This window comes from Pseudomonadales bacterium (assembly GCA_024234435.1).
Taxonomy (GTDB): domain Bacteria; phylum Pseudomonadota; class Gammaproteobacteria; order Pseudomonadales; family Porticoccaceae; genus JACKOF01.
In genome coordinates this window covers 448,139-460,675 of record JACKOF010000001.1, presented here as the reverse complement: position 1 = coordinate 460,675, position 12,537 = coordinate 448,139, and the positions used below count along the sequence as shown (strand labels likewise).

At 48.2% G+C, this 12,537-nt stretch carries 8 protein-coding genes; 1 reads left to right on the top strand and 7 read right to left on the bottom strand.

All coding sequences use genetic code 11. From position 1 onward, the window contains the following. Positions 1-7: 7 nt before the first annotated feature. The 3 genes from H7A02_02170 to glpK form a co-directional block, all read right to left on the bottom strand. Entirely contained in the window at positions 8-634 is a 627-nt protein-coding gene (locus tag H7A02_02170) for a TetR/AcrR family transcriptional regulator (GenBank protein MCP5171062.1), read from the bottom strand. 213 nt (positions 635-847) lie between these two features. Continuing rightward, positions 848-2,464, bottom strand: a complete 1,617-nt coding sequence (locus tag H7A02_02165; GenBank protein MCP5171061.1) for a glycerol-3-phosphate dehydrogenase/oxidase — start codon at positions 2,462-2,464, stop codon at positions 848-850. Between the two features lie 25 nt (positions 2,465-2,489). Then, entirely contained in the window at positions 2,490-3,995 is a 1,506-nt protein-coding gene (glpK, locus tag H7A02_02160) for a glycerol kinase GlpK (GenBank protein MCP5171060.1), read from the bottom strand. Positions 3,996-4,187: 192 nt separating this feature from the next. Here glpK and H7A02_02155 point away from each other — a divergent pair, with 192 nt between their 5' ends. Then, a complete protein-coding gene (locus H7A02_02155; GenBank protein MCP5171059.1) occupies positions 4,188-4,757 on the top strand; it encodes a cytochrome b in 570 nt (189 codons plus the stop codon). A gap of 77 nt (positions 4,758-4,834) precedes the next feature. On the opposite strand, the gene H7A02_02150 is transcribed toward H7A02_02155, so the two are convergent. The 4 genes from H7A02_02150 to H7A02_02135 form a co-directional block, all read right to left on the bottom strand. After that, positions 4,835-5,470, bottom strand: coding sequence for a TetR/AcrR family transcriptional regulator (locus H7A02_02150; GenBank protein ID MCP5171058.1), 636 nt, complete (start codon positions 5,468-5,470; stop codon positions 4,835-4,837). 144 nt (positions 5,471-5,614) lie between these two features. Beyond that, entirely contained in the window at positions 5,615-8,362 is a 2,748-nt protein-coding gene (locus H7A02_02145) for a hypothetical protein (GenBank protein MCP5171057.1), read from the bottom strand. 181 nt (positions 8,363-8,543) lie between these two features. Continuing rightward, complete coding sequence (locus H7A02_02140) at positions 8,544-9,422, bottom strand: EamA family transporter (GenBank protein ID MCP5171056.1); 879 nt, start codon at positions 9,420-9,422, stop codon at positions 8,544-8,546. A gap of 73 nt (positions 9,423-9,495) precedes the next feature. Next, entirely contained in the window at positions 9,496-11,889 is a 2,394-nt protein-coding gene (locus H7A02_02135; GenBank protein ID MCP5171055.1) for a TonB-dependent receptor, read from the bottom strand. Between the last annotated feature and the right edge of the window lie 648 nt (positions 11,890-12,537).

Sequence of the window (12,537 nt, the reverse complement as noted above, 5' to 3'; positions counted from 1 at the left end):
TCAGGTTTTACCTGCCTACCTGATTAGCCGGTTTCAAAACAAATGTGCAATAGCCTTTAAGGTTTTCCAGTGATTTACCCAAATCAATATCTTCCGGAGACACCAGCCATTGATAAATCAGACCGAACATGTGCGATAAATACGCAATCGTGCAGGAGTCGGCATCGATGTCGCTGGAAATATCACCCGAATCGATGCCTTCCCGGATCACTTGCACCAATCGATCACGACCATGGCTGTTATATTCCTGCAATTGCTTGTGCAACGAAGAATGATCACTGACCGACTCGAACCAGATAGTATAAACCGCACGTACTTCTTCAGGCTCATTATTGAGAATAGCTTCCACGGCATCTATTCTCGCCAATAATGCATCCACCCCCTTTTTACCTGCCGTAAATTCAGAAACGTATTGCCTCCACTTCTGTTCGTACAGCGCTGTTATATGCCGGAAAAGATTCTCCTTTGAACCAAATCTGGAGCTCGCCAGGCCACGGCTGTATCCAGCACGCTCACCGACTTCCTTTAAACTTGTTTTATGCGTACCTCGCTGAATAATCAGCTGTTTCGCTGCCATCAACATCCGGCTATCAGACAGCTCGGTTCTTTCAGCCTGGGTTCTTTTGGATGTCATTAAACAATGCCCCGCCGGTGACTGGCAGACGACTGAAGACTAAACAAATGCACCTTGTTGCACACCACAACCGATTTCAATGGCTTCTCACGATTTTATACCCGGCACGATACTACCCAAAATAAAGATTGATGGAAAGTGAACAGAATGCCCGACATTGTTAATAGGGATAACGGCTAAAGGAATACAACACAGGGTCGTACCGAAATAGCTTCAGCTATCCGGCTCACTGTGTGACAGGCAATACTCGGCAAGTTTTTCTTCAGCCTGGTCTCCAAACAGTATCTGACAGGCTTTTTTAAGCCCCGGAGCATTAATCAAGTCTTCATGGCGGACAACCAGGGATATTTTGGATCTCCGCCGCAGAAAATCCTCCAGTTTGGTAATCATCTCACGGCGCGCAGCCAGCTCAATTTCACCCCGGAGGTATTCGGCATTTTCAATCAGCAACTTGCTTCTTGCCGGGTTTTCCCTTATTGCTTCCAGTATTTCCAGAGCGTTTACCCCATAGCGGCGCCATAACCTTGTCGTCAGAGGCTCTGATGAAGAGGAATCGGTCATGGCATCCAGTTTCATCAGTTCAGCCTGATGCAAAAACTCATCGTGAAGTTCCTTGTCGGGTTCTCCGTACCATTTCTTATCCGGGTATGGAATATCTATGCCCAATGATGCAATCAGGTCAGTCACTTCATTCCCCACATTCAGGCAATCAGTCAGTTTGCCGCCAAAAATACTCAAATGCCGGTCTTGAGAGTGAACCTCAATCTGGTGCTTGCGGGACAGTTTCACCCAATCGGCGATCCCATCACCGCCTTTCTGCGCCAAGGGCCTGACACCACATCTTTCAGCAATAATATCGTCTTTCGTTAAGGGGCTATCCAGATCCAGCAAGGCATTCACATTACTGAGTACAAAATCACGATCTGCATCTGTTACCCGGGTTTCCGGTTCATCAACCTGTGTATCGGTAGTGCCAATACAGGTTTTTGGCCCCATCGGAATAACAAAAAACAGTCTCCCATCGCTGGCAAAGAATGCCAAGACCCGGTTGCTGTCGGTGATTTTGTCCACCACCAGATGAATCCCTTTGGAAAACAGGTGGCGATATTCCGTTTGCAGCCCAATGCTTTTATTGTATCGATCAACCCAGGGGCCGCAGGCATTAATCAGAACTTTTGAGCGGATAGTGATTTTTTCACCACTGATCGTATCCACCGCCCGGGTCAGCCAGGTGTCCTGATCCCTCACCGAGTTTTCAGACTCGACATAGTTTGCCGCAATACAATCGTAATCCATTGCTGTACGAATAAAATTAAAGACAAACCGCGCATCATTATCATAGAGATAACAATCGGAGTATTCAAAACCGCCCTGCGCGTTGGTGGTATTAATGACAGGATCAAGTTTCTCCAGCTTCCTGACAAAATGATAGCTGGGCGCCCTGGTAACAAACCGGCCAATCACCCAGTAAAGTAATGTGCTCAGATAAACCATGAAAACCGGAAACCGAAACCCTTTGGCGATGGTGGTCAGAAAACGAATTTCCTTCACGGTTGAAGGGTAACTTGCCATCAGGTGGTTGCGGCTCTTGCAAAGTTTATTCACAAGAAACAGTTCACCGCTTTCCAGATACTTGATTCCGCCCCAGGCGAGGTTCGATGACTGAGAACTGGTGCCTGATGCAAAGTCCTGACGATCGATCAGGGCCACTTTGACTCCCTTCGCAGACAGCGCCGCAGCCGAGACCGCACCGTTGATGCCTCCCCCCAAAATCAGGACATCGAAAGTTTCACTGGCAAGTTTTTCTATATTACTGTCTCTCAGACTCATCGACTTAACCGCACTTCTCTTCTCACTAACCGCCTAAACTACCAGGCTTGTTGATTAACCGGGCAACACAATCGTGCCAGTCCGCCAGCAAAGCCCGCCGACTATTTGCCGTTAACTGTGGATTGAATTCTTCTCTGGCTTGCCAGCCTGCGTGTAACCGCTCAAAACTTTCGAAAACACCGCTGCCAATACCACTGAGATAGGCAGCACCCAAGGCTGTTGTCTCCAGCATCGCCGGCCGCTGTACCTTCATATCCAGAATATCTGCCAGAAACTGCATGAACCAGCGATTGGCAACCATGCCACCATCCACTCGTAATACAGAGGGAGAAATACCATCTTCTGCCATAGCGGCAAACAAGTCCGCCGTCTGGTAAGCAACGGATTCCAGTGTGGCTCGAACAATTTCGGCAGGCCCTGTGCCCCGCGTCAATCCAAAAATGGCGCCACGCACTTCGGGATCCCACCAGGGAGCGCCAAGCCCGGTAAAAGCCGGAACCAGATAGACACCATTATTGCCAGACAGACTACGGGCCATTTGCTCTGACTGACTGGCCTTTTCAATTAACCCGATACCATCCCTCAGCCACTGCATAGCTGCACCCGCGATAAAAATTGACCCTTCTATAGCATAGGTAGGTTGGCCATTCAGCTGGTAGGCAATCGTTGTCAGCAGGCGGTTTTTTGACAAAACAAGCTGTTGCCCCGTGTTCATCAGAACAAAACAACCTGTTCCATAGGTACTTTTTATGGAGCCTGGCTCGAAGCAGCACTGTCCGACTGTTGCCGCTTGCTGGTCACCAGCTACACCCGTGATGGGAATAACCTTGCCGAATAATGGCAGATCCGTTTCACCAAAATTATCCACGCAATTCAACACTTCCGGCAGAACCGGGGCGGGAACATTAAAGTGCCTTAACAATTCTTCGTCCCACTTACCACTGTCGATATTATAAAGACTGGTACGGCTGGCATTAGTGGCATCCGTTACATGGGATTTGCCACCGGTTAACCGGTAAACAAGAAAACTGTCGATCGTGCCAAAAGCCAATTCACCTCGTTCTGCCGCCCGCCGGGCACCAGAGACATTATCCAGAATCCAGCTGATTTTTGATGCAGAGAAATAAGGGTCGATCAGCAGTCCGGTACGTTGCTGTACATCCTCTTCGGCGCCCTGCTTCTTTAGTACGCCACAGGCTTCAGCCGTTCTGCGGTCTTGCCAGACAATGGCGTTATAAACAGGCTTTCCTGTGCTCCGTTCCCAGACAACCGTTGTTTCCCTCTGATTGGTAATACCAATACTGGCAATTTCAAACCCTTTGGACTCGGCCTCCAGCATTGCCTGACGGCTGGTTTCCAAGGTGGTTTGCCAGATAGTTTCCGGATCGTGTTCAACCCAACCCTCATGGGGATATATCTGGGGAAACTCCTGCTGCGCCACAGAAATTTGATTCGCCTGGTTATCAAAAACAATCGCACGACTACTTGTAGTCCCTTGATCTATTGCCAGGACACAGGGTTTATTGCTCATGATCAGAACTCACTGTTGAAATTTGTTGAAATACCATTGCACAGTTCCTCTATACTTAGACATTTAACATGCTTATTCAACAAAAATATGTGATCCTGAGTGGACTAAACCTTACGTTTCAGTTGAAAGCCCTGCACATTTGGGAAAATAATTGTGTCGTGCATTTATCACTGATTGGCAATGGAGAAACCTATGACGCTTGATACAAAGGAAAAACTCAGTCGCTTAACCGTCACCTTACACTGGCTAGTGGGTGTATCCATTATCGGCCTGCTCGCCGTTGGCACCTACATGGAAAAAACAGAAACGCTTTTCCTTTACCCCCTTCATAAGTCCTTTGGGGTCATCATTTTCATCGTGGTCCTGGCCAGGGTATTTTGGCGTATTAAAAATGGCTGGCCACCACCGGCCAACCGCTACAAAAAAATCGAACAGGTCTTAGCGAAAATTACTCACTGGGTATTGATTCTGGGAACCGTCATCATGCCGATCTCCGGTATGATCATGTCAGGCGCCGCAGGTCATGGTATACACATCTTCGGCCTTGAGCTGCTGGCCATGAACCCAAACCCTCAGAATCCGGAGGAAATGCTTCCACTCAACAAGCCTCTTGCCGGAATCGGCCATGAAACACATGAAATCATTGGCAAAGTAATGATTGTCGCCGTACTGCTACATATCATTGGCGCATTCAAGCACCACTTAGTGGATAAAGACGGTACATTGAGAAGAATGCTGGGAGCTGATCTCCGTAGCGAATAAAATTTTTGTTCCAATTACACGTTCCGTTTCTTGTTCACACCAGTTGAATCGGTGTGGGCAAGAAATGGAAATCAAACCTAGCTGTCATCAGAAAAAATAGCACTTTCGCAAATATACCCAAGAGCCCTGGATGTATTCTTGATGGATTTATCATCCTGCTTATCAATCATATAGGTACTATAAAGCGCAATAACAACAGCCAAAGCATCCGCGACGTCGTCAGTTGTTCTGGTGCGACTTTTGCCACGCTTTTTTATCGTTCCAGTTGACTTTTTTGCCATCTCGGAGACTTTTTTGATCATGCCGAAATAAATCTCTTCAACATCCTTATCATGGGGCATGGTATCTCTGACAGCCACAATAATAGCCTTGTGCTTTCTGAAGGTTTCCACCATAGATCGCACGGCATCCGAAACATCCTTTCGTTCAGCGGCATCCGCGTTGGATGTCCAAGTGCCCAGATTCACCGAAAGTTCCTCGGTAAAATGATCCAGCAACCGTGTCACCAGTTCGCCTTTATTCTTGAAATGCAGATAGAAGGTTCCGCGAGAAATTCCGGCTTCCTTGGATAACTCCTCGATCGTCAACGCTGCAAACGTATTGCCTTTTTCCAACAGCCTTTCAGTAGCAGACAAAAGCCTCGATTCAATAGAGGGCTTCTGGCCACCGCGTTTCGCACGTGTTCGCCTCGTAGGTCTAGATGGGATATTCAAAGCCTACCGCTCCTTCCAACTGGTCAGTCAGGATTATACATATTCCTGACATTGAGATGACCTTTCTTGATAAAAAAAACGATAGCAGAAATCTGCTACCGTAAAGTCGAGAGGATTTTCTTAGAGGCTGTGTTTTCAATAAACTCAGGCTGCTGCTTCCTGTAGAGAAGGGTTATCTTCATCATGAATAATCACCATGCCCGCATCACCATCCAGCGTGATGGTGGCGCCATCCGGTATCAGTTCAAGTGCGCCTGGTATTTGCACTCCGGGTAAACCATATTCCCGCGCCAGCAGCGCCCCGTGGGAAATCAGGCCTCCAGTTTCCAGCACGATCCCTGTAATCAACATAAATACGGGGGTCCAGCCTGGGTCTGTAGAGTGCACAATCAGGATTTCACCTTTGTTCACTGTACCAATCTGCGACAGTTCACGCACGACACGAGCAACACCTGTAACCTTGCCAGTGCTGGTCGTTTTACCCGTAAATACGCCGTCACCGTGTTGCGCAACTGCATCCACATTTGCTGCCAAACCAGCCTGAATATACTTGGAAGGGTGAACAACTTTTCTGTCAATGGCATCAAAATTCTTCTTACGTGCTTTAATCTTTGCCTGAGCCAGAGCCATATTCGCTTTACCATCCAGAGCGTCGTAGAGCTCCTCTTGAGTCAGGAAATAACCATCATGGGCTTCGCTCAAGACACCGCGCTCTTCACAGCGACGCATAATTTCTTCGTAACCCAATTTAATGGCATAGGTAGACCAATCCATCACCTCACGCTCGTTATCACGGTACAGCAAGCTGTTGTGCGAGAAATCGATCAGGAAGCGGAATTGCTGCGCCTTCACCAGACCGTTTTCCTGAGCAAGCAAATTCTGATAGACATGCTCTATGGTCTCTTCAAGCTGTTCACGTATTTTCTCTTCCTGAATAAGAGGGTCTGGCGTTCCCATCAACCCTTTGAAGAGAGCAACATCAATGCCGGGATTGTCAGCACGGCGGTCAAATTCAATATCCCGATCAGAGTGGCCACGGTGACCGGAAAGGCGCATATGTTCCTCATGTAGCTTCTTGAATTCCGGTCCATTAATGCACTGCTCCACGTAATCGAAGAAACGGGCATCAGGGTACTGTTTCAGCAATGAAGTGAGTTCCGGCGACTTGTAAATCAGGTCAGCCATTTTCCACAACCGATGATTTTCGATAGTCGTGATCGTGGGTTCACGGGTGCCGGTAACCAGAGTCATCATCAGGTTGGTGCGTTCACCGTCATACCAGTTTTCCAGTATCCAGTTAGTCCAGCCCAGCGATTCACGCATGTGCCACAACAGTCCGTTCCAGGGCGGGTCATAAGACGAGATCTCGAGGCGAACAACCTTGGCGATGTACTGACGTAAATCGTAGTCAGACATAGCACCCAGCGCTTCAACAGAGAGAGGCTGAGTCTCTTCACGGTATTTTTCATTATTGATAAAATCATCGCGAATTGCGCGCCACCAGTTGAGTCCCATGTCCGGGCGCTCTTTCTCCACCTTCTGGAACATGTTGAGGTAACGTTCCCAGTCAAACGGCGCATTTAACGCTTCTTCATGCCAGGCTTCAGGAATCTTTTCCAGCATAGCCGGACGCAACTGAGGCGGCACAGCCAGCTTAATCAGTTCAAGGTCGTTCTTGCAGTTGTAATAAGAAACGCCCTTGTGGTATCGCCACAGACGGCCTGAAGTGTAGTCGAGTTCGGGGTAACCATAGGCATGAACACCGACACTGTGACATTGATTCAAGCCCCAGCAACGCCAGGAAAACATCAAGGGTGAGATTGCACCGGTCCACATTTCTTCAGGGAAGGTGCGCGACCAGATGACGTCGTATTCCAGAATGTCGTCATTGCCCTGCACACTGGCGGTAACATCGGCATCCCAGGAAAACTCTACACCGGTAATCGGTCGGGCCTGGAGCACATAAAACTGTCCACCTTGATAAGCCCACTCGATATCTTGCGGGAATTCGCCGTATGTGTCCTGAATGCGGGCACCAAGAGCAGCCAATTCCTTGATTTGTGTATCGGACAAGGAGAAAGCTTCGCGCTTTTCCCCGGCTGTTTCCTCTTCAGCAATACCCAAGCCAGTTTCCTGATTGCGAATAATGCTGACTTCTTTTGAGCCCAGGGTTTTGTTAAGAATTTTCAAATCACCGTGGCGAACAATCAACTCATCCGGAGTAACAATACCTGACACGACGGCTTCGCCCAGCCCCCAACTTGCATTGATCATGATCTCGTCAGTTGCCGCATTCAGCGGGTTACCGGTGAACATCACACCGGACACTTCCGACTCAACCATGGTCTGAACCACAACAGCGATGGATGACTCAAAATGATCGAAACCTTGGGAGTTTCGGTAAAACGTCGCTCGAGCAGACCACATGGATGCCCAATCGCGCTTAACGGCGTCTATCAGATTATCCGTGCCCCGAATATCCAGGTAAGTATCGTGAAGCCCTGCGAAAGATGCGCCCTCCAAATCCTCTGAAGTACCGGAAGATCGAACAGCAACATAAAGATCACTGCCCATTTTCTCATAAGCGTTAGCAATATCTCGGGCGACCGATGCTGGAACTTCCGCTTCGGTAATCCAGTCACGAATTTTTTCCATGCACTGGTCCAGCTGAACAGCGTCATCATAATTAACGGTGGCCAACTCGTTGGAAATCATTTCACGCAGGTTTTCCATATGGCTGACATAAGCTGCCGTACCCACAACAAACCCGGGAGGCACATCAAAACCGGCCGCGGTCAAGCGACCCAGGTTAGCGCCTTTACCACCAACAGTCGGCAATTCAGTTGCCAGCTCATCTTTAAACCAGATTATATTCGGACTAGTGCTATGCATTTTTTGACCCCTTGATTGCTTTTGAAACATTGGATGCCATGAAGACTTCCGATTATATTTAGAATAAGTGTCAAATTATAATGAACATTGTGTTCATTTTTCAACTGATTTTATAGAACCATTTGTTCGAATGGTGCAACTTACTTAGATAGTTGTGCTGCTATAAAGGGTTATCGGACAGCTAGCGCCGAGAAAAGTAAACCAGCAGAAATACAGAAGCCAGAATCAGAGCAGAGCCAAACAGCTGCTCGGCGGACAAGACTTCACCGAGCAACAAAACCCCACACATAATGGCTATTGCAGGTGTAACATATGCAAAAGTACCCAGGATAACCGGACGTGTTGCATGAATCAGCCAGTAATAGGCTGCGTATGCGAGAAATGAATTGAAAAACGCCAAATAAAACAATGCCGTTATCGACTGCGAGCTCCATTGAGGCTCTTCGGGACGTTCAAAAGCATAACTAATCACCCCCATAAGCACAGCCCCAACCATAATATGAAGCGCTGCTGTCATAATCGATTGTGTGTTAATTGTGTATCGACGCAACACCATAGAGCCTGCCGACCAGCAAAAAGCAGCAATCAAAATAGCTCCGTAACCGTAGAAAGGGATTTCCTGCTCCGCCAGACCGAAACTCATCAACAGAACCAGCCCGGCAAGACCAAGGAGAATACTTGCCCAAGTCAGTTTACTAACCCGATCGCCAGCCGAACCAAACGAACCGAACCAGGCAATCCACAGCGCCGAGCTACTCATAATCAAGGCCGTCTCACCCGATGGCACCCATTGCTGCCCCCAAGCTGTAAAACCACTAGAAAACACCTGCATAATCACGGCGGTGCCACAAATGAATAACCACTCTTTCCTGGAAGCCGGTAACTTTTCACCACGCCAAAATGCGAACGCCAACATCAATGGCGCGGCGATTAACAAACGGATACTACAAAACAGGAAAGGCGGAATCTCTTGAACAGCAACTCGAATAGCCAGGTAGCTCGTACCCCAAACCAGATAAACCAATATCAAGGCAATCGCTATATTTATGGATTTCGTCAAATCAACACCCTTATCTGAAAAAACCCCGACCAACGTTAATTGATCGGGGTTATAAGAGCTTACTACTTAGCGGTTAGAAATTATAGGCGAATGAGACACCATAAGTTCTTGGTTTGGAGGCAAGACGATAAACATTATCCAGCCCCTGAGTCGCATTGTTCCAGTAGTACTCATCTGTCAGGTTTTTGCCCCAAAGAGCAACTTCCCATGTCAGGTCGTCAGCCTTCACACCGATACGGGCATCGACAGTGGTATAGGCATCCACATCGAACATATCGGGGTCTGCAAAGACACCTGGGCGAGTTGCCGGTGATATCTGAGTGCTGGCAAGTACTGCCTTATCAGCAAAAAGACCCGTAGTTTCGTCCTGATGTACGACACTAAGGTCAACAAACCCTAACAGAGCATCTCCTACAGGCACTTCATAGTGCGCACGAGCAGAGATATGCAACTCTGGCGTGTGAGGGAAGGAAAGGCCATCGTAGGAGATATTGTTACCTAAAGGTCCAAAACTGTCAGAAGACTTTGGCCCTTTATCCACTTCCGTTTCGGTATAGGAAACATTCAAAGACACCGTCAGATTCTCAGTTGGCAACAAGTCCATTCCCAGTTCAACACCTTTCACGGTTGATTCAGGAACATTGACCAAAGCCTCCAGAGAACCAAAGACATTGTCAAAGATACGGCCACGTAACTGTTTGTTTTCATAGTCGTAGTACCAGGCCGCACCATTCAGACGCATGGCCCCATCCATCAACGTGCTCTTGAAACCCAACTCATAGGCCAAAACAGATTCCTGGGTCACAGGGTGAACCTGAGCATCCGTCGAGGAGTTTACAGCGGGAATACTGCCTGACTTGTAACCTTTACTGAGGTTGGCATAGACCAGGAGATCGTCATTTGCTTGCCAGTCCAGTCCAATCCGCCAGCTGGTATTGCGCTCATCCAGCTCTCGCTTAATCAGCCCGGGGACATAGAAGCCCGGGGTGCCTGGCACAAATGCCAACGGATCCATACCTGGCTGAAGAAGCCCTGAAGTACATCCGCCAGGCTGAATGGCGGCGGGATCAGCAGGACCGACACCTAACCAGAGGCCTGAAAACAATGCGGCCATCGTGCCGTCACCCGTATCAGATGTACAGCCCTCGTATTCACGATCATCTTCCGTATGGCGCATACCCACGTTTAACGTGAACTGCTCATCGATGCTCCAGGCAATGTTACCGAATATGGCCTTGGTTTCTACTTCCTGATCAGCTGTTGAAAGCGCTTCTGCAATACCAAAGGCCGCTACCGAATTCTGTGAAAAGAAGTAGGTGGTATCGTCTTTCGATTCATCCTCTGTGTAATTAACACCCACTACCCACTTGATATCATCCATATCACCGCTCAGACGCAATTCCTGGCTAATGGATTCAATACTACCGTCATTTCTCAGGGTGAAATTCTGAAGGTTTGCACCATCAGTATCCTGATAGAAATCCTGTTCGTAATCGGAATAGGTGGTAATTGACGTCAACGTCATGGTGCCGGAAAGGTTGTAATCAAACCTTATGGAAGACTGCATAAACTGATCATCACGCTCAAGCGGGTTCGCCGGATTCGCATCCCAGTCGGCATCTTCGGCATCATTCCCTGCTCTCGGATAAGCGTCGTAAAGCGGGTTAGCACCTGCGTCAACCGAATGGTGCGCTTCGATCAGCTGGCCTGCCTGGGTGTCAGATTCATCCTTCCAGCCCTGCAAAGTAAATTTCACACTCAAGTCTTCAGTCGGCTCCCATTCAGCGAGAAAACGCGCAGCAAAGACATCCTGCTCACCCAACTCGTCATTGCGGGTATAACTTTCCTGCCAGCCTTCGTCTGATTGAATCAACATACCACTCAAACGAACCCGAAAGTTGTCGGCAAGAGCACCACTCACATAGCCTTTGGTCTCAAACGTATCGAAAGAGCCATAACTAGCTTCAACGCCAGCCTCAAATTCATCGGTTGGTTTTTCGGCAATAAAGTTAACCGCACCACCGGTGGAGTTCTGACCAAACAAAATGCCTTGCGGACCTTTCAACACTTCGACCTGAGCCAGATCAAAGGCGATATGCCTGGTCATGACCGGATACGCCATAGGCGCTTCATCCAGATAGATGGAAACGGTGGGCGCAGAAGCCAGCGAGTTATCATCAAACCCGATTCCCCTTAAAGCGTAAGTTGGCGTACCACGAGGGGTTTTTGTAAAAACAAAACCCGGCACCACTTTACCGAGGTCACTGGCATTTGAGATACCCGTTTCTTTTAACGTATCCGAAGAAAGCGCATTGATGGACATACCAACATCCTGAGCACTCTCGGACCTTTTCTGAGCAGTAACCACAATTTCTTCAAGCGCTGCTGCGGTAGCATCAAGTGATACCAACGGTGCAAGCCCTATCATCATGGAACCCCATAGAACATTTTTCTTAAACGTTTTCATAGTTTTGTTCCCCGTAATTTTAGATGTATCTATCAATCCGCATCACCAATGCTTCCCTTCGTTTCGAGCGCAACGGCACACCAAAACTTCCGATACATTTGTTCTATCTTCGATGCGGCAGGGGACTATATTCTTAAATTAAACACACTGTCAATTATTAATTGACTATTAGTTGATGTTATAGATACTCAAAGGCCATATTAATCTCACCAGTATCTACCCCAAAAGTGCAACGCAACCGGCATACGGCAAGTTATTCGCCTGATGCGGACACCTCGGGAAAAGCAAGATCGTGATATCCAACGGAATAGGCAAAACAGGAGGGAATTATGAGACCATTGAAATTACCGGCGTGATGCTTCTCCCACTGATTTTGGCGGGAAATCTACCCTTTCATTAGCAACGAAGAAGCAAACAACCGACTTCAGGCAAGCGTCAATGCCGAGGCAGCACTCATCCGAAAAAGTGACAATACAATGGGGAAATACCTTTCGACCCCGGGTCAAAAAAATTCTGCAGGGTTATCAAAGCTTCAGCCAGCGCCATCCCAACCTGAAAGTGGCGGGCAGTCAAAATTCCGGAGTAGTAACAAGCCATCCCTCACTTTTAAGCCCACAAGGGCCTTGAAACACGATATTTATGTGCTAG

Bases quoted from the DNA above. Each gene is read 5' to 3' on its own strand.
- H7A02_02170 (MCP5171062.1), bottom strand. From the start codon at position 634: ATGACATCCAAAAGAACCCAGGCTGAAAGAACCGAGCTGTCTGATAGC.
- H7A02_02165 (MCP5171061.1), bottom strand. From the start codon at position 2,464: ATGAGTCTGAGAGACAGTAATATAGAAAAACTTGCCAGTGAAACTTTC.
- glpK (MCP5171060.1), bottom strand. From the start codon at position 3,995: ATGAGCAATAAACCCTGTGTCCTGGCAATAGATCAAGGGACTACAAGT.
- H7A02_02155 (MCP5171059.1), top strand. From the start codon at position 4,188: ATGACGCTTGATACAAAGGAAAAACTCAGTCGCTTAACCGTCACCTTA.
- H7A02_02145 (MCP5171057.1), bottom strand. From the start codon at position 8,362: ATGCATAGCACTAGTCCGAATATAATCTGGTTTAAAGATGAGCTGGCA.
- H7A02_02135 (MCP5171055.1), bottom strand. From the start codon at position 11,889: ATGAAAACGTTTAAGAAAAATGTTCTATGGGGTTCCATGATGATAGGG.